Source organism: Nonomuraea indica (genome assembly GCF_002850745.1).
Taxonomy (GTDB): domain Bacteria; phylum Actinomycetota; class Actinomycetes; order Streptosporangiales; family Streptosporangiaceae; genus Nonomuraea; species Nonomuraea indica.
The window spans coordinates 35,404-54,548 of sequence record NZ_KZ559480.1; the positions used below are offsets into that span (position 1 = coordinate 35,404).

At 71.5% G+C, this 19,145-nt stretch carries 22 protein-coding genes; 12 read left to right on the plus strand and 10 right to left on the minus strand.

All coding sequences use genetic code 11. The annotated features are described in order from the left end of the window. Window positions 1–76: 76 nt before the first annotated feature. Entirely contained in the window at window positions 77–1,237 is a 1,161-nt protein-coding gene (locus CXR44_RS30205; RefSeq protein ID WP_101789551.1) for a tyrosine-type recombinase/integrase, read from the plus strand. A gap of 40 nt (window positions 1,238–1,277) precedes the next feature. Here the strand turns inward: CXR44_RS30205 and CXR44_RS30210 are convergent, their stop codons facing one another. Continuing rightward, complete coding sequence (locus CXR44_RS30210) at window positions 1,278–2,156, minus strand: alpha/beta fold hydrolase (RefSeq protein ID WP_101789552.1); 879 nt, start codon at window positions 2,154–2,156, stop codon at window positions 1,278–1,280. A gap of 315 nt (window positions 2,157–2,471) precedes the next feature. Between CXR44_RS30210 and CXR44_RS30215 the strand changes: the two genes are divergently transcribed. Together CXR44_RS30215 and CXR44_RS30225 are read left to right on the plus strand one after the other, a co-directional pair. Further along, window positions 2,472–4,856 (plus strand): AfsR/SARP family transcriptional regulator, encoded by a 2,385-nt coding sequence (locus CXR44_RS30215; protein WP_245899573.1) that lies wholly within the window; start codon window positions 2,472–2,474, stop codon window positions 4,854–4,856. A gap of 130 nt (window positions 4,857–4,986) precedes the next feature. Further along, window positions 4,987–5,385, plus strand: coding sequence for an ACT domain-containing protein (locus CXR44_RS30225; protein WP_101789685.1), 399 nt, complete (start codon window positions 4,987–4,989; stop codon window positions 5,383–5,385). A 591-nt stretch (window positions 5,386–5,976) separates the two neighbouring features. Here the strand turns inward: CXR44_RS30225 and CXR44_RS30235 are convergent. Beyond that, window positions 5,977–6,585: a CGNR zinc finger domain-containing protein gene (locus CXR44_RS30235; RefSeq protein ID WP_245899575.1), complete on the minus strand. Its 609-nt coding sequence runs from the start codon at window positions 6,583–6,585 to the stop codon at window positions 5,977–5,979. Between the two features lie 112 nt (window positions 6,586–6,697). Between CXR44_RS30235 and CXR44_RS30240 the strand changes: the two genes are divergently transcribed. The 3 genes from CXR44_RS30240 to CXR44_RS42260 all read left to right on the plus strand — a co-directional run bounded on the left by CXR44_RS30240 (window position 6,698) and on the right by CXR44_RS42260 (window position 7,868). Then, entirely contained in the window at window positions 6,698–7,033 is a 336-nt protein-coding gene (locus CXR44_RS30240; protein ID WP_101789554.1) for a VOC family protein, read from the plus strand. A 52-nt stretch (window positions 7,034–7,085) separates the two neighbouring features. Continuing rightward, on the plus strand, window positions 7,086–7,511 hold the full coding sequence (locus CXR44_RS30245) for an SRPBCC family protein (protein ID WP_101789555.1): 426 nt from the start codon (window positions 7,086–7,088) through the stop codon (window positions 7,509–7,511). A 195-nt stretch (window positions 7,512–7,706) separates the two neighbouring features. After that, complete coding sequence (locus tag CXR44_RS42260) at window positions 7,707–7,868, plus strand: hypothetical protein (RefSeq protein WP_425437457.1); 162 nt, start codon at window positions 7,707–7,709, stop codon at window positions 7,866–7,868. Here the strand turns inward: CXR44_RS42260 and CXR44_RS30250 are convergent. Genes CXR44_RS30250 through CXR44_RS30265 form a run of 4 tightly spaced genes read right to left on the minus strand, consistent with a single transcriptional unit; the run spans window position 7,816 to window position 10,628 of the window. Further along, window positions 7,816–8,613 carry an ABC transporter permease gene (locus CXR44_RS30250; protein WP_101789556.1) on the minus strand — a complete coding sequence of 266 codons (798 nt, stop codon included), beginning with the start codon at window positions 8,611–8,613 and terminating at the stop codon, window positions 7,816–7,818. The genes CXR44_RS42260 and CXR44_RS30250 overlap by 53 nt on opposite strands. Then, window positions 8,610–9,377: an ABC transporter permease gene (locus CXR44_RS30255; protein WP_101789557.1), complete on the minus strand. Its 768-nt coding sequence runs from the start codon at window positions 9,375–9,377 to the stop codon at window positions 8,610–8,612. The genes CXR44_RS30250 and CXR44_RS30255 overlap by 4 nt, the downstream gene beginning before the upstream one ends. Further along, window positions 9,370–10,284, minus strand: a complete 915-nt coding sequence (locus CXR44_RS30260) for an ABC transporter ATP-binding protein (protein ID WP_101789558.1) — start codon at window positions 10,282–10,284, stop codon at window positions 9,370–9,372. The genes CXR44_RS30255 and CXR44_RS30260 overlap by 8 nt, the downstream gene beginning before the upstream one ends. Before the next feature lie 53 nt (window positions 10,285–10,337). Continuing rightward, a complete protein-coding gene (locus tag CXR44_RS30265; RefSeq protein ID WP_101789559.1) occupies window positions 10,338–10,628 on the minus strand; it encodes an antibiotic biosynthesis monooxygenase in 291 nt (96 codons plus the stop codon). Between the two features lie 60 nt (window positions 10,629–10,688). Between CXR44_RS30265 and CXR44_RS30270 the strand changes: the two genes are divergently transcribed. Further along, entirely contained in the window at window positions 10,689–11,333 is a 645-nt protein-coding gene (locus CXR44_RS30270) for a TetR/AcrR family transcriptional regulator (protein WP_101789560.1), read from the plus strand. Further along, complete coding sequence (locus CXR44_RS30275) at window positions 11,333–11,800, plus strand: SAM-dependent methyltransferase (RefSeq protein WP_101789561.1); 468 nt, start codon at window positions 11,333–11,335, stop codon at window positions 11,798–11,800. The genes CXR44_RS30270 and CXR44_RS30275 overlap by 1 nt, the downstream gene beginning before the upstream one ends. On the opposite strand, the gene CXR44_RS30280 is transcribed toward CXR44_RS30275, so the two are convergent. Next, the gene (locus CXR44_RS30280; RefSeq protein WP_101789562.1) at window positions 11,801–12,364 is read right to left on the minus strand and encodes a CGNR zinc finger domain-containing protein; all 564 of its coding nucleotides are present in this window, start codon (window positions 12,362–12,364) and stop codon (window positions 11,801–11,803) included. It abuts the gene before it with no gap. Window positions 12,365–12,428: 64 nt separating this feature from the next. Between CXR44_RS30280 and CXR44_RS30285 the strand changes: the two genes are divergently transcribed. After that, entirely contained in the window at window positions 12,429–13,661 is a 1,233-nt protein-coding gene (locus CXR44_RS30285; protein ID WP_101789563.1) for an MFS transporter, read from the plus strand. A 430-nt stretch (window positions 13,662–14,091) separates the two neighbouring features. Here the strand turns inward: CXR44_RS30285 and CXR44_RS30290 are convergent, their stop codons facing one another. Then, complete coding sequence (locus CXR44_RS30290; protein ID WP_101789564.1) at window positions 14,092–14,967, minus strand: alpha/beta fold hydrolase; 876 nt, start codon at window positions 14,965–14,967, stop codon at window positions 14,092–14,094. A gap of 53 nt (window positions 14,968–15,020) precedes the next feature. Here CXR44_RS30290 and CXR44_RS30295 point away from each other — a divergent pair, with 53 nt between their 5' ends. Further along, the gene (locus CXR44_RS30295) at window positions 15,021–15,485 is read left to right on the plus strand and encodes a MarR family winged helix-turn-helix transcriptional regulator (RefSeq protein WP_180903774.1); all 465 of its coding nucleotides are present in this window, start codon (window positions 15,021–15,023) and stop codon (window positions 15,483–15,485) included. 671 nt (window positions 15,486–16,156) lie between these two features. Continuing rightward, a complete protein-coding gene (locus CXR44_RS30300) occupies window positions 16,157–16,900 on the plus strand; it encodes an SDR family NAD(P)-dependent oxidoreductase (protein WP_101789566.1) in 744 nt (247 codons plus the stop codon). Window positions 16,901–16,948: 48 nt separating this feature from the next. On the opposite strand, the gene CXR44_RS30305 is transcribed toward CXR44_RS30300, so the two are convergent. After that, on the minus strand, window positions 16,949–17,218 hold the full coding sequence (locus tag CXR44_RS30305) for a helix-turn-helix domain-containing protein (RefSeq protein WP_101789567.1): 270 nt from the start codon (window positions 17,216–17,218) through the stop codon (window positions 16,949–16,951). A 47-nt stretch (window positions 17,219–17,265) separates the two neighbouring features. Between CXR44_RS30305 and map the strand changes: the two genes are divergently transcribed. Next, window positions 17,266–18,033: a type I methionyl aminopeptidase gene (gene map / locus CXR44_RS30310; RefSeq protein ID WP_101789568.1), complete on the plus strand. Its 768-nt coding sequence runs from the start codon at window positions 17,266–17,268 to the stop codon at window positions 18,031–18,033. Between the two features lie 82 nt (window positions 18,034–18,115). On the opposite strand, the gene CXR44_RS41255 is transcribed toward map, so the two are convergent. Further along, window positions 18,116–19,087 carry a MerR family transcriptional regulator gene (locus CXR44_RS41255; RefSeq protein ID WP_101789569.1) on the minus strand — a complete coding sequence of 324 codons (972 nt, stop codon included), beginning with the start codon at window positions 19,085–19,087 and terminating at the stop codon, window positions 18,116–18,118. Between the last annotated feature and the right edge of the window lie 58 nt (window positions 19,088–19,145).

The window sequence follows — 19,145 nt, forward strand, 5'->3', positions numbered from 1 at the left end:
CGTTTCTGTCGGTGCCGGCCGCTACCGTCTTCACCGGATCTTGTACGGATCGCTGTCCACGAGACGAGGGGGGACGGTGCGGCCTGCGGAGCTCGACCGGGTGAGCGTGGCTGAGGCGGCTGACCGCTATGTGGAGCTGGTGCGCGCCAAGACGCTCACCGGAGCGCTGTCGCCGGCCACGGCAGAGGTCTACGCGCGTGACGTGGCGACGTTCGTGTCCCTGGCGGGGGCCGAGCGGGTGCTCGACGACCTGACAGGCGAAGACGTCGACGCGGTGCTGCTGGCCTTCGCCCGCAAACCTGACGGCCGCCGTCCCGCCGGCCCGCCCGCCACCACCACGGGAGGTTCGGCGGGAAGCCCGGTGGGAGGGCCGGCGGGTGGATCGCCGTCCCGTTCCACGCAGTCGCCGTCGTCCCAGGCCCGCTTCCGCCGCTCCATCTCGACCCTGTTCAAACACGCCGTCCTGGCCGGCTGGGTCCAGGTGGATCCCATGGCGGCCTCCACCGTCACCGCCAGGCAACGCGGCGGGCTGCGCCCCGAACGCCGCGCGCTGACCCGCGAGCAGGCCCAGGGCCTCGTCGGCGCCGCCCGCGCCCTGGAGCGTTCCCCCCGCGAAGGCCGCCGTGACCAGCGGATGGAGCTGCGTGACGCGCTGATCGTGCTCCTGCTGGCCACCGTCGGGCCCCGCGTGTCAGAGCTGGTCCGCGCCAACGTCGAGGACTTCTTCACCAATGACGGGGTCCGCTACTGGCGCATCTTCGGCAAGGGCGGCCGCACCCGTGACGTCCCCCTGCCCGCCGTCGTGGCCGAGTCGCTCGACGCCTACCTGGAGCGGGGCCGCGCCGCGGTGAGCGACAAGGCCCTGCTGCTGTCGTGGCGGGGCCGGCGGCTGGCCCGGGGCGACGTCCAAGGGGTGATCGACCGGGTCCAGGCCCGTGTCGACCCCGCGCAGCGCCGCACGGTCACCCCTCACGGGTTACGGCACACCACGGCCACCCACCTGCTGGCCGACGCGGTCGACATGGACGCCGTGCGGCGGGTGCTCGGCCACAGTGACCTTTCCACCCTGGGCCGCTACCGCGACGAGTTGCCGGGCGAGCTGGAGGTCGCGATGCGCGTCCACCCGCTGCTGCGCGCCGCCTCTCCCCCGGCGGCATCCCCGGCCGCATCCCCGGCTGGCTCTCCCCCGGCCGCCTCTCCCCCGGGCGCGGCGGCCGACGCCGATCCGTCCGCCTGACCGCCACGCCGGAGCCCCGGCCGGGCGGGGGCCCGGCCGGTCAGCGGGTGAGCAGGTCCCGCAGGGCCTCGGCGACGTCGGCCGGCGCCTCCTCGGCCATGAAGTGGCCGCAGGTGACGGTCGTGTGCCGCAGATCCGGCGCCCACGCACCCCACAACGCGGCGGCGTCGAACCCCAGCGCCGCACCCCAGTCCTGCTGGAGCACAGCGACCGGCATGCGCAGCCGGTTGCCCGCCTCCCGGTCCACCCGGTCATGCTCGACGTCCACACCCGCCGAGGCGCGGTAGTCGGCCACGATCGACGGCACCGCCTCACGGCAGGCCCGCAGGTACGCGGCACGGACGTCGGCCGGGATCGCCGCGGGATCACTCGTCCAGATGTCGAGGAAATACCCGAAGAAGGCGTCCGCGCTCGCGGCGATCATCTGCTCGGGCAGGCCCGGCGGCTGGGCCATCAGATACAGGTGGAAGCCCACCGCCGCGCCCAGGCCGTGCATCACCTCCCACATGTCGAGCGTCGGCAGCACGTCCAGGCAGGCGAGATGACTGATCGCCGCCGGATGGTCGAGCCCGGCGCGGAAGGCCACCAGCGCTCCCCGGTCGTGACCGGCCAGCGCGAACCGTTCATGTCCCAGAGCGCGCGCCAGGGCGACGACGTCGGCCGCCATCGCCCGTTTGGCATAGGTGCCGGGGCCGGTGACGGCGGGCTTGTCGCTGGCCCCGTACCCGCGCAGGTCGGGACAGATGACGGTGTGATCAGCGGCCAGGTCCGCGGCGACGTGCCGCCACATCAGGTGGGTCTGTGGGAAGCCGTGCAACAGCATGACGGGACTGCCCGAACCGGCGACGGCCACGTTCAGGGACAGCCCGTCGGCGACAGGGACGCGCCGGTAGTCGAAGCCGTTGATGGTGTGCGGCATGGCGGGACGCCTCTCTCCTCGGGTTGAGTGGTCGCCCCCCAGCCTGGCGGGCGTGAATGAGCATCCGGTCAGCGCGCTACCGTGACGAGAGAAGCGTCGACCAGCACCGCACGATGCACGGCCGTGCGGGTGGGCGGTGGGGGTCGTACATTGTGCAGGCGGTCGGGCGGTCGTGGTCGTGCGGGCGGTCAGCCGGGTGTATGCGCCGGGTGGACAGGCGGGCGTGGCCGCCCCGGCGAGCGACGGCTCGTGAGGATGGCCGGGCGGAATGGCTCAACAGGGGGCGCGGCGAGCGGCGAGTGGGAGGACGGCGAGGTGGGGGTCACGTTCGGGGTTCTCGGACCGGTGACGGCCTGGGACGCCGCCGAGGACCCCGTCGCCCTGAGAGGGCCACGCCACCGCGCCGTCCTGGCCCGCCTCATCGTCGCCCGCCGCCGCGTCGTCCCCGTCACCCACCTCGTCGACGACCTGTGGGACGACCCTCCCCAGGGTGCGATCAGCGCCGTACGGACGTTCGTCGCGGCCCTGCGCCGCGCCCTGGAACCCGCACGGCCACCCCGCGCCCCCGCCACGCTGCTGGTCACCGAAGGCCCCGGGTACGCGTTGCGCGCGGCGGCGCGGGACGTGGACGCCTGGCGCTTCGAACACGCGGTCACCACCACGACGGCCCTGCCACCGGACCGCGCCGCAAGCCGGCTGCGGGAGGCGCTCGGGTGGTGGCGCGGCCCCGCCTACGCCGACTTCGCCGACCAGGACTGGGCTCGCGCCGAACGCTCCCGCCTCGCCGAGCTGCGGCTGCACGCCGTCGAACGGCTCGCCGACGCCCGCCTGAGCCTCGGTCTGGCCGCCGAAACGGTTCCGGACCTCGATGCTCACGTGGCCGAGCACCCGTGGCGTGAGGAAGGGTGGCGGCTGCTGGGGCTGGCGCTGTACCGCACCGGCCGGCAGGGTGAGGCGCTGGCCGTGCTCCGCCGTGCCCGCACGCTTCTCGTCGAACAGCTCGGCGTGGACCCCGGCCCCGCGTTGCGCCGGCTGGAGACCGACATCCTCCACCAGGCCGATCACCTGCACCCCGCCGGCCTCGACACCACCGCTGCCCTCACCTCCGCTGTCACCTCCGCTGTCACCCCCGCTGTCACCCCTGGCGCCGCTGCTGGCCCCGTCCTCGGCACCACTCATGGCCTTCTCGGTGCCATCCCTCGCCCCCTTCCTGGCACCGATCCCGATCCTGGCTCCGCGGAGACGGCGGACCGCGTGTGGGCCCGGGCCGCCGCCCTCTACGACCGCGCCGTCGCCCCAGGGGCCCGCGCCCGCCTGGAGTCCACGGTCGCTCTGCTGCGCAACCTCGCGGTGACCGGCGGGGGCGGCCTGCGGGCGGCACGCGAGCACCGCGTCGCCGCCATCGCCGCCGCCGAAGAGCTGGGCGACGCCGAACTGACCGCCCGGGTGATCGGCGCCTACGACGTCCCGGCCATCTGGACCCGCTCCGATGACCCCCGCCAGGCGGCGCACGTGATCGCAGCCGCCGAACGCGCCCTGGGCGCGCTTCCGGCCAGCGGATGCGAGGCGGCCCGGGCGCGGCTGTTGGCCACGATCGCCCTGGAGTCACGCGGCAGCCGCCTGACGCGCGGCCCCTCTGCCGCCCGGCAGGCGGAGGACATCTCTCGCAGCCTGCAGGACCCGGGGCTGCTGGCCTTCGCCCTGAACGGCGTGTTCATGCAGAGTTTCGACCGGACCGGTCTGGCGGGCCGCCGTGACGGCCTCGGCGCCGAGCTGGTCGCGCTGTCGGCCCGGCACGGCCTGGTCACCTACGAGGTGCTGGGCCACCTGGTCCGGATGCAGGCCCGCGCCGGGCTCGGTGACCTCACCGGCGCCGACGGCCACGCGGCGGCCGTGGACGGGCTCGCGGGACGGCACGAACTTCCACTGGCGGGCGTGTTCACCCGCTGGTACCGGGCCACGCGCCTGGCCGAGACGGGGCGGGCGCCGTTCGGACGGGTGGAGGCGGCTTACCGGCAGGCCGCCGAGCTGCTGGACGGCTCCGGGATGCCGGGCCTGGAAGACGGCCTGCTGCCGCTGGCCCTCCTGTGCGCACGCCTGCGGTACGGGATGCGGGGTCCGGCCCACGTCCACGGCGGCCGGCGGCCCCACCCGAGTTCCACCGGCCTCCCCACCGGCCCGCCCGCCGTGCTGCCCACGGACCGCGACGGCGCCCTCGACAGCCTCGACACTGGTCTGCCCGTACAGACCGGCCTGCCCGCCTTCCAGGACGGCGGAGAGGGTGGTGGCGGGGGGCCGGAGGTGTCGGCTTTCGCGTGGACCAGGGAGCTGAGCGCGTGGAGCGACAGCACGCAGGCCGACTGGGGCCCGTACGAGCCCTGGATCCGCCCACTGGTGCTCCTGTCACAGGGCCGCCGGCGCGAGGCCGCCAGCACACTGCGCGAGACGCCGGAGCCACCCCGCGACCTGCTGATGGAGGCCCTGTGGTGTCTCACCGGCCGGGCGGCGCTGGCTCTCGGCGACCGCCGGACGATGGAACGCGTCCACGCCGAACTGCTTCCCGCCGAAGGGGAGCTGGCCGGGGCGGGCAGTGGCGTGCTGACGCTCGGCCCGGTGGCGCACCACCTGGCGGACCTGGCCACGGCCCTGGGCCGCACCCGGCAGGCCGGGCAGCACCGGTCCAGAGCACGGGACGGCTGACCCCGGCCCTTTGCCCGCGACCCTCAGCATGCGCTGCTGACTCCGGCCCTGCCCGATGACCCCGGGCATGTGCTGCCAGACGCTCCGCCTGCCACGCGCCCGGCCCTGGAGCGCGCGTAGGGTGCTGCTCATGACGGGCGAGAGCGACCTGCGCAAGCTCCTCGGCGGCATGAGTCCGCGGCTGAACCCGGGCCGGTACGTGTTCACCACGGCGGGCGCGGAGGTGCCGACCGGCGTCACCCCCGTCGTCACGGTCGCCGAGGAGGAGGGCCTCACCCTGGTGATACGGCAGGACGAGGCTGACGCTGCCGGACTGGCGTACGACTATGTGGCGGGCTGGATCACGTTGCGCGTCCACTCGGCGCTGGAGGCGGTGGGCCTCACCGCCGCCTTCGCCCGGGAACTCGCCGACGCCGGGCTGAGCTGCAACGTGGTCGCCGGCCTGCGCCACGACCACCTCTTCGTGCCGTACGAGAGCGCGGCGCGGGCGGTCGCCGTACTGGAGGACCTCGCCCGGAGATCCGCCTGACCGGTGTGTGCCGCCGCGGCGTGGGCGGGCGCTCCGGACCGAGGCCGGCAGCGCCGCGAGGGCGGGCAGCGGGCAGGGTGGAGGCGGGCGCATGCTGGTCGTCGGCGACGGGGTTGACCGGCCTCGAGACATGGTCGGCGGCCTGCCGGTGCAGGAACGCGTCCCGCACGGCGTCCTCGGCGTCGGCGTCCTCGGCGGCGTCGGCGGCGGAGCCCAGCGGCCGGTACGCCGGCGAGCTCGCCACGGTGCGCGGCCTCGCCGGCGCCGCGAGCGTCGCCAGGCTTGACGAAGCCCGGCGACGGCAGGAACCGGGCAGGCCGCTGACCCGGTGGTGGCCCGTCGACCGGGGTTCAGGGTGAGGATCTCCTCGGCTGTTCCGTGGGTGGGCGTGCCTGTCTCAGTTCGCGGTCGACGGCCCAGGCGTCCGCCACCGGTCCCATGTACCCGGCGCCGAAGCCATCGTCAAGATCACCGAGGTCCTGGCACCCCGCCGCCGTACCCACTGACCAAGCTGAGGGGCGGCTCGCTGGAGCTAGAGGAGTTCTGGGCTGTCAAGCGCGGTCTCGGCCGGCGCACGGCCAACGGCGCGGGTTATCGGTTTGTCGGCCGGCTTGTGGTCGAGGGCGCGGCGGACTTGCGGTGGTGAGAGGCGCGGGCTTTGGCGCGGTTCCCGCAGATGTCCATGGAGCACCAGGTCCGGCGCCGATTGCGGGAGTGGTCATAGTAGGCCCATCGGCAGCTCGGCTCCCGGCAGGCTTTCAGCCGTGTCCACGTGCCTTCGGCCACGGCCTCGGCCACGACGGCGAGCAGCCTGGCCAGCGCCGCCTCCACCGGCACCTGGGCATGGGCGACCAACCGGGGCGGGGAGGCGGTCACGTCGAGCACCAGCGGGAAGTCGCGAGTGAGGTCGGCGAGTTCGGCACGGGCGGCGGGGTTGAGGCCGTCCGGGCGCGGGCTGGAGACCGGCTCGGTGTTGTTCTCGGCGATCAGCGCGCGTAGTCCCTCGCGGATCCGTTCGGCACGGTCGCGCTGTTCGGCGTTCACCACCGTGCCAGCCGATATCAGGCCGCGGGCGTGCAACCACATCGCCAGCTGTTGCGGGGTTGCGATCTCGTCGCCGTCCCGGCGGCGGGTGTTGATGAACTCCTCGATCACGCGCAGCGGCATCGGCGCCGTCCCCGCTTCGAGGTTGTCCGGCACGGGCTCGGCAGCACGCTCATCCATCACGTCTCGCAGCCTACCCGGCCATCGGCGATGGTAGGTTACTTAACCGACGTAATTGGTACGTCAGTTAGATGAAAAGGAATCGCTGGTGAGCATCAGCATCGGCAACATCTGCATCGACACGAACGACTTGGCCGGCAGCACCGCCTTCTGGCAGGCCGTCACCGGATACCAGGTCGCGTCCTCGGACGAAGGCGCCATCTACCTGGAGGACGCGAACAAGAGGGGCGTGGGCCTGTCGCTGCAGGCCGTGCCCGAGGGCCGGGAAGGCAAGAACCGGCTGCACCTGGACCTGTCCACTGATGACCTGGCAGGCGAGGTCGGCCGAATTCGGGCCCTTGGCGCGAGTGAAGTGCGGCGCTTCGACGGCTGGGTCGTGCTGGCCGACCCCGAGGGCAACCAGTTCTGCGTCGTCGCCGCATAGACGCACCCACCACCGCGCGACACCAGTTCCCACCACTACAGAAGAGACAGATATGGCCTCCGTGCACAAAGAGATCATCATCGATGCCGACCCCACGGCCGTGTGGGCGATCATCAGTGACTTCACCGACGGGCCCGTCCGGATGGCGCCGGGCTTCGTCACCGACAGCCGGCTCGACGAGGACGAACCGGACGTCAGGGTCGTCACGTTCGCTGACGGAATGGTGCTGCGGGAGCGGCTCATCGCGCTCGACGATGAGCCGCGCCGGCTCGTCTTCTCGGTCATCGGCGGCACCATGCAGCCGGAACACGACAACGCCTCGATGCAGGTCGTCCCGCATGGTGACGGCGGCAGCCGGTTCGTCTGGATCCACGACGTGCGACCGGACGACCTCGCCATCCCGATGGGCGCCGGAATGGACCACGGCCTGAGCATCTTCAAGCAGACGGTGGAGTCCTCCAGCGAGCACCCCGGCTAGGTCAGCCGCGTCATTGCTGGTCGCGGTCCTCCCCCGTGAGGACTGTGACCAGCTGCGTGACTCGGGCGGGGCTGCCCCGCCATTCGGCGGCAGGCGGCTCTTGCCTGCTCCGGCGGCCGGCCACCCCGTCAATCCCGTGGTCAATCTCGTGGTCAATCTCGTGGTCGGTCTCGCGACGGCTTCCGGAGCCGGGTGGTGCGGATCGCCCTCATGCGCTCGACGATCCACCTCATCGGCACGGCCGACGCGCTCGCGCTGCGTCCGCTCGTGCAGCCGGTGCTGGACCGCGACCTGTCGCCCACCACTAGTAGCGGGCGAGGGTGCCACGGTGCCGGGCGAGGTTTTCGAGCCGGTTGAACAGGACGACCCCGGCGGTCGTGATGAGTAGCGGTTGGGCCAGCAGCCAGCCGAGACCCCAGCCAGTGGGGAGAGTCGTCAGAGAGTGCCCGCCGAGCAGGATGTCGCGCATCGCCTCGATGCCGGGCGCGATGGGGACCAGGAGTCGGCTGAGGAAGGCGATCGGGTCGGGCAGGGCGGCCAGAGGGACCAGGGTGCCGCCGGCGATGGCGTAGAGGGCCACGGACAGCTGGGTAATGATCTCGATGCGTTTGAACACCAGGGTCAGCCCGCACAGGATGAGCGCGAGTCCGCAGGTGCCCAGCACGATGGCGGCCAACGGTACGATCATCTGCGCGTCGAAGGGCAGTGGCCCGCCCTGGACGGTGATGGCGACGGCACCGGTGACCAGGACGGCCAGCGCGGTGGGTACGGCGGAGATCACGGCGGCGACCTGACGGCCGAGGATGCTCGCGGCAGAGGGCAGCGGGGTCAGGTAGGTCTGTTCGAGCACGCCGGACTGGATGTCGCCCAGGTAGCTCCAGAACACCCGGTTGACCTGCTCGTGGATGAAGGTCAGCGCCACCATGCCGAGGAGCACCGGCAGTAGCAGGTCAGCGCGCAGCTGCCCGCGTCCCATGAACAGCACGATAAGCAGGTAGAACAGCGGAAACGTGATCATCTGGACGAGGACCTGGCGCCAGCCGGCGAGCAGGTTGAGCAGGCCCTTGCGGACTTCGGCGGCGAAGCCGCGGGCGAAGGTCATGACGCCTCCTGCAGGGCTCGGCGGTGGTTACGGACGAAGAGGAGGCCGGCGACGACGGTGAGCGCGAGGGTGTGGGCGAGGAGCCAGGGCAGGGTGCCGCCGCTCCAGAGCCGGGCCAGGCTCCGGCCCTCGAAGAGGGCCTGGGCGAGCGCCTCGACGCCCAGCGTGGTGGGCAGGACTCTGGCCGCCACTGCCAGCCAGTCCGGATACAGCGCCAGCGGCAGGAACGAGCCGTTGAGCAACAGGACCAGCGAGGTGAACAGCGACTGCAGGGCGCCGACCATCGGGGAGACCAGGGCGAGGGCGGCCATCAGGAACGTGAAGGCCAGCGCGTTGATCCCCAGCAGCACCGCGGGCAGGAGCGCCGCCCAACGCAGGGGAACCGTGATCCCCGCCACCAGCATCGGCACGACGGCGGCGACGCCGGCCACGGCCAGCCCGAACACCGAGGAAGTGATCAGCCGGCCGAGCATCGGCAGCCACGGCGGCGCCGTGGTCATCTGCGCCTGGGCGAAGGTGCCGGCCCGTCTCTCCTCGATGAGGTCGGCCACCATCACCAGGCCGGCGTACTGCAGGAACCAGTAGCCGCCGATCGCGACGAGGGTCTGAGGCAGCACATCCTGGCGGAGTTCGCCCTGTCCCAGGACGAACTGCAGTCCCAGGTACATCATCGTGCTGATCAGCAACGTGATCACATGTCCGACCGGGTGGGCGAGCTGAACCCGCAGGCCCTTGCCGATCTCCGCGCGCAGGACCTCATGCATCGGTCGGCTCGTTCACCAGGGTCAGGAATACGTCCTCCAGATCGGGCTGCACCTGGGTCAGCGACTCCAGGACGGCTCCCTGCGCGCGGAGCCGCTCGACCACGTCGTACACCTCACGTGGATCGCGCACCCGCACGCTCATCGTGGTGACGCCCTCGCGGGTGACGGCGTCGAAGCCGGGCGGCGCCGCTCCCTCGACGCGGATCTCGTACCGGTCACGTTCGCGGAAGCCCGCAAGCAGCTCACGCGTGGGCAGGTCCGCCACGAGCCGCCCCTGGCGCATGACGGCCACCCGGTCGCACAGCTCCTGGGCGACATCCAGCTGGTGGGTGGTGAGCAGGACGGTGGTGCCGAGCTCGCGGGCCTGCTCGGTGATCCACTGCTTGACGGTGCGGGTGGCCTCGACATCCAGGCCGAGTGTCGGTTCGTCCAGCAGCACGATCGGTGGTTCGGAGATCAGCGCCACGGCGATCGCGACCTTCTGCTGCATGCCCCGGGAGAATCCACCCACCTTGTCATTGCGCCGCTTCCACAGGCCGAGATCGGTCAGCAGATCCTCGGCGCGCTCGGCGACCCGCGCCTTGCGCAGGCCCTTGAGGCGGCCGAAGTACATCAGGTTCTGCCAGGCCGACAGGCTCCAGTAGACGTTGCGCGAACCTTCCAGCACCGCGCCGAGCTGTGCCATCGCCGCCGAACGCTGCCGGGCCACGTCGAAACCGGCCAGTCTCACCCGGCCCGAGGTGGGGATCAGCAACCCGGCCAGCATCTTGATGGTGGTGGTCTTGCCGGCGCCGTTGGGGCCCAGGAAGCCGAACACCGATCCGGCGCCGACGCGCAGGGACACCTCGTCGACCGCCCGGACCCGCGCCGTGCCGTAGACCTTGGTCAGCGCCTCTATCTCGATCATGTCATCTCCTCGATCGGGGTGGTCCCGGCCCCTTCGCGGGGCCGGGGCGGGCATCAGTGCTCGTCCAGGACGTCGATGTCGTCGACGGCGGCCTCGCGCGTCAGGGCGAACGCCTGGGTGGCCGCGGCGTCGCCGGGTACGGCCTGGCGGGCCGCCCGCAGGCTGGCCGCTGAGTCCCAGCGCCAGACGCCGACCCACGTCTCGTCGTTCAGCCGGCCGAGGCGCGCCTCGGTGAGGCCGGACTGAGTGGCTCTGATGGCGGCGACCAGGGCGGCGTGCCGGGCCTGAACCTGCTCGGCGTCCGCGGGGTCGGCCTTGAAACGGGTGACGGTGATGACCGGCATGACTGGACCTGCTCTCTAGAGTTGGTTTCTAGTGAATGAAACTAGAGATAGACTCTAGCCATGAGCGATGTCAAGCGGGCCGGCAAACGGGCCCAGAAGGCGCAGGAGACGCGCAGGCGCATCCTCGAAGCGGCACTGGAGCTGTTCGTGTTGAACGGCTACGGCGCGACGAATCTGCAGGACGTCGCCACGAAAGCCGGGGTCGCCGTGCAGACGATCTACTTCGTCTTCGGCAACAAGCGCACCCTGCTGAAGGAACTGGTCGACGTGACGATCGCAGGCGACGATGAGCCGGTGGCGACGATGGACCGGCCGTGGTACGTCGAGGCCCTCGCGGCCGGCACCGCCCGCGACATGCTGCACGCCTACGTCGCGGGGACGACCTCGGTCCTGGAGCGCGTCGCGCCGATCGGCAAGGTGCTGGACGAAGCGTGCGCGAGCGATCCCGAGGTGGCCGCGCTGTGGCCCCACGACGTCGATCCGCGGTATGTGGTCCAGGAGAAAGCGGCCGAGGCCCTCGTCGGCAAGCCCGGCGCGCGGACGGAGGTCCCGGTGGCGGAGGCCGCCGACCTGCTGTACGGCCTGCTCAGCCCCGAGCTGTACCTGCTGCTCGTTCGCGGGCGCGGGTGGACGCGCGAGCGCTGGGAGCGGTGGGTCGGCGAGACCCTTCGCGCTCAACTCTGCTCCACAGGGGAAGACTCGTGATGGACGGCGTCATCCTGAGTCCCGTTGCCCGCGTCCTTGGCGGACGGTCCGAGATGTTCGAGGACAACTGGTACAACACCAAGGCCGTCATTCGACTCGACGACCACCTCGAGGCATCAGCCCTGCAGGGCCTGCAGGAGTTCTCTCACCTGGAGATCGTCTTCCAGTTCGACCGGATCGACGAGGCGGACGCGCAGGGCCGGCCCCGGCCGCCGCGCAAGAATCCCGACGGCCCGCTCGTCGGCGTGTTCGCGCACCGCGGGCCGTACAGGCCCAACCGGCTCGGCGTCTCGGTGTGCCGGCTGATGGCCGTCGACGGTCGCGACCTGTATGTGGCCGACCTGGACGCTCTGGACGGCACCCCCGTGCTGGACATCAAGCCGTACCTGGTCGAATTCGCGCCCGCCGACCCGGTACGGCAACCGGCCTGGGCATCCCGTCTCATGCGCGAGTACTACAAGGCTTGATCAGGCGTGGCGGCGGCTGCGGTAGGCGGCGGTCTTGGCGCGAGCCGTACATGCCGCGCTGCAGTAGCGGCGCGAGGCGTTGCGGGTCAGGTCGATGTAGACAGCCTCGCACTGATGCGCCTCGCACACCCCGAAGCGATCTGGGCCGTAGCCGTCCACGATGAGGGCCAGCGCCGTAGCGAACTCGCCGCCCAGGGCCTCCACCTGAGTGCCGCCCGACCCATGGAAATGAAGGTGGAACGGCTGGCCGACATCCTCCACCAGGTACGGCTGCGCCCCGTACCTGCCGATCATGGCGTTGATGCGGGCGGCCTGGTCCGCCGGCCGCTCGGCCAGGAGCGCCTGACGCAGCTCGGTGGCCAGCTCGGCCAGGTGCCGCCCCGCGTCCGGGACCGCACGCAGGGCCGCACCCGTGCGCTCGCCGAGCTGGGCGGCGAACGTCGTCGTCAGGTCCTCACCTGCCAGCGGCCGCACCGAGGCGCCGCCCCGCCAGTGCGCCGTGGCCAGGTTGACCAGCTCGGCGATCAGCGGCGCCTGCCGCGTCACGTTACAGGCTATCTCCATTTGACTGGTAACACCTCTCTGTTATGTCATAGGCGTAATCCAGCTAGATGGTAACGGAGTCGCCATGTTCGCGCCCTATCGCCGCCTGCTCGCCCAACCAGGCGTCCCTCACCTGCTCGTCATCGGGCTCATTGTCAAGCTGGGCACGCCCGTGCTCAGCCTCGCCTTGCTGCTGGACGCCGTCGACAGGCTCGGCTCCTACGCCACCGCCGGCCTCGTACTCACCGGACACGCACTGGCCCTGGCCCTGTGCGCGCCTCTCGGCGGGCGCATCGCCGACCGGTACGGCCCCCGCCCGGCCCTGACCGGCTACCTGGCCACCCACGCCCTCGCCTACACGCTCCTCCTCCTCGCCCCACCCGCCCTGATGATCGGCGCCGCAGTACTGCTCGGCGCCACCACCCCGCCCGCCGGATCAGTCATCAGAAGCTCCTGGCCACGCCTCGTCCCCGCCGCCTCCCTGCCCGCCGCCTACGCGATCGACAACGCCGTCAACGAGCTGACGTTCATCGCCGGCCCCCTGCTCGTGCCGGTCCTGACCCTGGCCGTTCCGGCCCACGGCGTGGTGACCGCCGCCGGCGCCGCCATCCTGCTCGGCACCGCGCTCCTCCTGGTGTCCGCCGCGGTACGGCAAGCAGCACCCACCCCACCGGGCAGGCTCCGCCTGGCCGGGCCGCTCACCCACCGGCGTACCCTCCTGCTGCTGACCATCGCCGCCCTGGGCACCTTCACCTTCGGCTGCTTGCGCATCGCCACGGTCGCCTCGGCAACCACCTTCGGCTCCGCCGCCTCCGCCGGCGTGCTGATGGGCCTGCTGTCGGCCGGCGCCCTCCTCGGCACCCTTGGGTACGGGGCGCGGGCCTGGCCCATCACCGGCGGGCGCCTGCTCGTCGTGCTCTCACTCGCCGAGGCGGCCGTCCTGCTCGGCGGGGGCTGGGCGCCCGGCTTCGTGACCCTCGCCATACTGATCAGTCTTGTCGGGCTGATGACCGGGCCGCGCGACGCCATCGTGCCGGCCCTCCTCGCCGACCATGCCCCCGCTCGCTACCGCACCGAGATCTTCGCCTGGCTCAACACCTTCATGTGGGGCGGCTACGGCCTGGGCACCGCCGCCGCCGGCCGGCTCACCGGCCCCCACGACACCGGCGCCACCGCCTTCGGCGCCGCCGCCGCCGCAGCCGTGGCAGGTGCGATCCTGGCAATCGTCGTCAGCCGGATCGACTCGCCCCTGCCGGCGCCCGCCGCGGTGCCGGCCGAAGGCCCTTCCCGTGCATCTGATCACGTAGCTGACAACTGAGACGAGACAGGGGCCGCGGAGCCGGGCGGCCGCTTCCGCGAGCAGGTGGTGGGCGCGGCCGGCCTGGCCGCCGCCACTTGGTGATCCACTGCTGGTGCGAGTTCTGCGTCGAGACCGAGAGCGTGCTCAGGAGCCGATGTCGCGACCTCGGTCGCTGGTTTCGTGTTCGCGTTGTGGCGCCCTATGGCTGGTGGATCGGCTGCGGGCGTTCGGCCTCGGCCGGGACCGAGGGTGCGGCCCAGTGCGGGCCCGCACCGCCCCCTCGGGGGCCGATGCGCGATGGCGATGCCGAGCAGGTGCTGGCGATCTACCAGGCGGGCCGGCCAACGTAAGAGGCCACCGATCGGCGACTCCTGACCTGGGCCGACGTCGGCCAAGGGATCGAAAACAGGCACTTACGTTGACGCTTCCCGTCGACGCGATGTACCAGTCAGTTCGCGGTGCGGTGAGCGAAGTCGCGGATGATCCGCCAGACATCGGCGGATTGCTCCTCCTGCGCGAAGTGGCCGGCGTCGGTCACCATCGCGGTGACCAGTGTCCTCACCCCGGCGTCGCGGAAGCCCCGTGCGTAGGCGTCGATGTCGCCGCTCTCACGGTCGCCTCGCACGTACAGCAGCGGCGTGTCGACGGCACCAGCTTCGGCGAACGCGGCGTTGTCCACGGCGTCCTGCGGGAAGGCCCGGTAAAGGTCGAATCCGGCGGTGAGCGCCGCATCATCGCCGTACGCGGCGGCGTGGGCCGCCCGCGTGTCGGCGGAGATCCGGCCGGGGTCGGCCGACAGCACGTCGTAGAAATAGTCGAAGTACTCCGCCTGGTGTCCCTGGACGAGGGTCTCCGGCAGGTGGGGGACGGCGTGCAGGCCGAAATGCCAGATGTAGGGGTTGCGCAGCACCTCGTTCCACGGGTCGACGCCGGGGATGATCGTGTTCATGATGACGACCCGTTCGACATCGTCGAACCGCCGCAGGTAGGCATAGGCGGCCATCCCGCCGGCGTCGTGGCCGACCAGGGTCATGTCAGTGAGGCCAAGGTGCCGTACGAGAGCGTGTACCGTCTCGGCCAACCGGAGTTTCGAGCCGCCGCCGGCTGTGCCGGTGGACTCGCCGATGCCGGGCAGGTCGATGGCGATGATCCGCACGCCGGTCTGCGCGGCGTCTGCGGCCTCCATCACGCCCAGCCATGTCCGCCACGACTCCGGCCAGCCGTACAAGAACAGGAAAGGGCGCCCCTCGGCCGGCCCGGACTCGACGACGTGCAGCGACAGATCGCTGATCGACACCGTGGAGTGTCGCACCTTGATAGACATGTCGCATGTCTATCAAAAGACATGTGACATGTCTAACGGGTAGTCTTGCGTCCATGAAGGACCGCAGCACACGGCCCGTCTACGAACGCGGCACCGGCTTCTTGTTGGCGCGCCTGGGCTCGCTCACGGCACGCTCCTGGACGGCATTCCTGAACGAGCACCAGCTGACCCAGGGCCAATACACCCTCCTGGTCGCACTCAAACAGCACGGACCGGCCTCCCAGCGGCGCCTAGCCGAGCTGGTCGCGATGGACGCACGCAACGTTGTGCTCGTCCTGGACTCGCTGGCAGCCGCGAGCCTCATCGAACGGCGCCCCGACAACACCGACCGCCGCCGCCGCATCATCACCCTCACCGAACAGGGGAACGACCTCCTGGCCATCGTCGCCGACGCGGCGGCCGCCGAGCAGGACCATTTCCTCCATACTCTCAGCGACACCGAACGCAAGCGGCTCAACCATCTGCTCCAGCGGCTCTACGACTCCCACGTCCCCGCCGCCGACCCACAACCTGGCTGACCCTTCCCCTCCTCGCGGCACAGCGCAGCGCGCGTTGATGCGTACGTGACAGTCACTGGAACGCCACCGGGCACCTACGCTGATCCGCGCGTGTGGCCGGCCCGCGACCAAGGACGCGTCGTGGCCATGTCTTGGTGAGTGGCCATGTGTTGGTGAAAGGCGCGGGCTTTGGCGCGGTTCCCGCAGATGTCCACGGCGCCGGCCCCGATCACGTGTGACGGACCGTGCGCGTGGAGATCTCGCGCCTGCTGGCCGAGCACAGGGCCGAGCACGTTGCACTGGAACGCGCCGAGAAGCCGCCGAAGCAGTCGGCCGGCGGCAAGTCGCGCAGGATCATCCCCTGGCCCGCTGGTCCCCGGCCCGCTGACCGCGGCGCGGGCGGCGGCCTGCGCCGCGCTGGGCTGGGCGGCGCGGCCGAGCCTCACCCCCGAACCACGCCCACCGTTGCGCGGCGAACCCGCCGGCCTGCTCCACCGCCGCCCGCACGGCCTGCACGCTGTGGGTCTGCACCACGAGCGCCGCAAGCATCTCGCCCAGCGCCTGGACCTGCCCGGCGCCCGTGGCCGGCCGACCGGCAGGACACAGGTGCCGCCGATACCAGCCACGAGCCCGCGCATGTGAGGCCGCTCACACCGTGTCACAACCCATCGGCACATCTCGTCTCAGAGGACATGACGAACGCGGAACAGACCACGGTGTTGATCACCGGAGGCAACAAGGGGCTCGGCTTCGAGGCGGCCAGGCGGCTCGGGGAGCGGGGCTGGACGGTGTTCCTCGGCTCCCGCGACACGGGGCGAGGACGGGCAGCGGCCGGCAAGCTGGCCGACGGCGGCACGAAAGCGATCATGATCCCGCTGGACGTGACCTCGGACGAGTCGGTGACCGACGCCGTACGGCTCGTCCGCGAGCACACCGATCGACTGGATGTGCTGATCAACAACGCCGGCACGCCGGGACGGGCCGTCCATCCTGCGCAGGTGACGGCCGAGGAGGTGCATTCCGTCTACGACACCAACGTGTACGGACCGATCAGGGTCACGCACGCGTTCCTGCCCCTGCTGCAGGCAGCCGACCATCCGCGGGTGGTGATGGTCTCCAGCGCCGGCGGTTCCTTCGCGGTCGTGACCGATCCGGACCAGCCCGTCTCGAAGATGCCCGAACTCGCCTACACCTCGTCGAAGGCGGCGCTGAACATGATCACCGTCCGGTACGCCCAGGCACTCCCGAAGATCAAATTCAACCTCGCCACACCGGGAGAAGTCGTCAACCACGCCTTCGCCGCCACCGACATGAACCGGCACACCGGCCGGCTGACGGTCACCGAGGGCACCGACTCGATCGTGAGACTCGCGACGATCGACGCCGACGGACCGACCGGGATCTTCATCGATCGCCTCGGCCCCGTCGCCTGGTGACACGCAGGCGCGCCGCCCGGCCCGACACCGACCCGGCTGGGTGAGAGATCAGGTGGGTATGGCGGGGGCGGAGGCAGCCGGGGCGGAGTGGACGGCGAGACGGTCGAGGGAGACGTCGAGCACGTCGGCCAGGGCGGCGATGGTGAAGAAGGCGGGCGTCGCGATGCGGCCGGTCTCGATCTTGCGGAGGGTCTCGGCGGACATGCCCGCGGCCGCGGCGACCTCGACGATGCTGCGCCCGCCCCGGGCCTCGCGCAGGAGCCGGCCGAGCTGCTCGCCGCGCAGGCGCTCTTCGAGGGTCAGCGGGGGTCGTACCATGCGATCCAGTCTATAGCCACGATAGAAATACCGGTATAGTTATCGCCATGGTCGAACTCAAGACACCCGGCGAAATCGACGCCATGCGCGAAGCGGGCCGCATCGTCGCCCAAGCCCTGCACGCCGTCACCCAGCACGCCACCCCCGGCACCCGCCTCACCGAACTCGACGACATCGCCACCACCGTCATCCACGAAGCCGGCGCCACCTCCGCATTCCTCCACTACCAGCCACCCTTCGCCCCCACCCCCTATCCCGCCGTCATCTGCACCTCCGTCAACGACGCCGTCGTCCACGGCATCCCCAGCCACCACCGGCTACGCGACGGCGACCTGCTCAGCGTCGACTTCGGCGTCTCCTTCGACGGCTGGGCCGCAGACTCCGCCGTCAGCCTCACCGTCGGCCACCCGAACCCCGCCGACACCGCCCTCATCGACACCACCCGAGCCGCCCTGCAAGCAGGCATCGCCGCCGCCGCCCCCGGCAACCGCCTGGGCGACATCGGCCACGCCATCGCCGCCACCGCCACCGCCGCCGGCTACGGCCTGCTCGACGACTTCGGCGGACACGGCATCGGCCGCCGCATGCACGAAGACCCCCACGTCGCCAACACCGGCCGCCCCGGCCGAGGCCTCATCCTCAGACCCGGCCTCACCCTGGCCATCGAGCCCATGTTCATCGCCGGCGGCGACGGCCGCTACCGCACCGCCACAGACGGCTGGACCCTGCACAGCATCGACGGCAGCCGCGCCGCCCACGCCGAGCACACCATCGCCATCACCGACGACGGCCCCCGCATCCTCACCCTCCCCTGACCCCACCCAGAGGCCTGACCCACCCCTGAACCCGCCCCAGCAAGGGAGCAGATCACCCGGCCATGCAAGGCCAGCCGAGGAGTCAACGCTCCTCCAGACAGATCATGAGATGCGTGACAAGCTGATCAGGCGGAGTGACAGCCGGATTCGACACATACACCTCGCGGATCGGCCCACGCGGCTCGTGACGTCGCTCGGCACACCACGCCAGCACCGCGTGCGCGGTCAGGGAGATCTGGTCGTACGGGCCGACATGCGTCGCCGACGCGAACACGCCACCCGGCAGCACCTCGACCGACGCACCCCCGGGCACCGCACCCACCAGGCCCGGGGCGAGCACCAGCGCGACCGCCAACTCCATCGGGTCGTCCAGGTCAGCGGGAAACAACCCCACGAGCTGCACCGGCGAACCCTGACCAGGCGCGGCAACCCAGGCCTTCGCCCCACCGGCCGCCCCGTCCGCGGCCCCACCATCACCGCCGCCATGACCGCCGCCGCCCGCACCGCCCGCCGGCCCGCCCACAGCCCCGGCCGACCCAGCGGACGGCCCAGCGGACGACCCGCCGGGCCGCGCGGCGAGCCCGTCGCCGCCCCCGAACGCCAGAGCCGTCAACCGGGCCACCCCCGCCGAGGTCGCCCGGCCGAGGTCGGCGGGACCAGCCGCCCGCTCCCGCACCACGAGCACCCGGCGCGCCGGCTCCGTCACCAGCCGCACCGCCGCCGACGGGAGCCCCTGCGACATCACCCACTCCAGCGACGCCAGCGTGCGGCGTCTCCTGGCCAGCTCGGCCTCCAGATCGTCACGCACCGACGCGAGCGCACCCGCCGAACCCGACAACACCTCACCGACCACGGCCAGCGGCACGTCGAGCGAACGCAGCAACCCGATCGACAACGCGGCCCGGGCCTGGGAAGGCCGGTAGTAGCGATAGCCCGTATCGGCGTCCACGTGGGCCGGCACCAGCAACCCCAGCTCGTCGTAGTGCCGCAACTGCTTGACGCTCAACCGGCTCAGACGCGCGAACTGCCCGATCGGCAGCAGATCTTCCTCCACGCGTCCAGCATGGGGTCTCCCCCCAGGGGAAAGTCCAGCCGTTGACCCTCACGCGACG

What these genes read in the sequence shown, in the direction of transcription:
- CXR44_RS30210 (WP_101789552.1), bottom strand. Translation starts at nt 2,156, where the DNA reads ATGCCGCACACCATCAACGGCTTCGACTACCGGCGCGTCCCTGTCGCC.
- CXR44_RS30225 (WP_101789685.1), top strand. Translation starts at nt 4,987, where the DNA reads ATGACGGGCGAGAGCGACCTGCGCAAGCTCCTCGGCGGCATGAGTCCG.
- CXR44_RS30255 (WP_101789557.1), bottom strand. Translation starts at nt 9,377, where the DNA reads ATGCATGAGGTCCTGCGCGCGGAGATCGGCAAGGGCCTGCGGGTTCAG.
- CXR44_RS30290 (WP_101789564.1), bottom strand. Translation starts at nt 14,967, where the DNA reads ATGTCTATCAAGGTGCGACACTCCACGGTGTCGATCAGCGATCTGTCG.
- CXR44_RS30275 (WP_101789561.1), top strand. Translation starts at nt 11,333, where the DNA reads ATGGACGGCGTCATCCTGAGTCCCGTTGCCCGCGTCCTTGGCGGACGG.
- CXR44_RS30265 (WP_101789559.1), bottom strand. Translation starts at nt 10,628, where the DNA reads ATGCCGGTCATCACCGTCACCCGTTTCAAGGCCGACCCCGCGGACGCC.
- CXR44_RS30250 (WP_101789556.1), bottom strand. Translation starts at nt 8,613, where the DNA reads ATGACCTTCGCCCGCGGCTTCGCCGCCGAAGTCCGCAAGGGCCTGCTC.
- CXR44_RS30280 (WP_101789562.1), bottom strand. Translation starts at nt 12,364, where the DNA reads ATGGAGATAGCCTGTAACGTGACGCGGCAGGCGCCGCTGATCGCCGAG.
- CXR44_RS30305 (WP_101789567.1), bottom strand. Translation starts at nt 17,218, where the DNA reads ATGGTACGACCCCCGCTGACCCTCGAAGAGCGCCTGCGCGGCGAGCAG.
- CXR44_RS30295 (WP_180903774.1), top strand. Translation starts at nt 15,021, where the DNA reads ATGAAGGACCGCAGCACACGGCCCGTCTACGAACGCGGCACCGGCTTC.
- CXR44_RS30245 (WP_101789555.1), top strand. Translation starts at nt 7,086, where the DNA reads ATGGCCTCCGTGCACAAAGAGATCATCATCGATGCCGACCCCACGGCC.
- CXR44_RS30300 (WP_101789566.1), top strand. Translation starts at nt 16,157, where the DNA reads ATGACGAACGCGGAACAGACCACGGTGTTGATCACCGGAGGCAACAAG.
- CXR44_RS30285 (WP_101789563.1), top strand. Translation starts at nt 12,429, where the DNA reads ATGTTCGCGCCCTATCGCCGCCTGCTCGCCCAACCAGGCGTCCCTCAC.
- CXR44_RS30270 (WP_101789560.1), top strand. Translation starts at nt 10,689, where the DNA reads ATGAGCGATGTCAAGCGGGCCGGCAAACGGGCCCAGAAGGCGCAGGAG.
- CXR44_RS30260 (WP_101789558.1), bottom strand. Translation starts at nt 10,284, where the DNA reads ATGATCGAGATAGAGGCGCTGACCAAGGTCTACGGCACGGCGCGGGTC.
- map (WP_101789568.1), top strand. Translation starts at nt 17,266, where the DNA reads ATGGTCGAACTCAAGACACCCGGCGAAATCGACGCCATGCGCGAAGCG.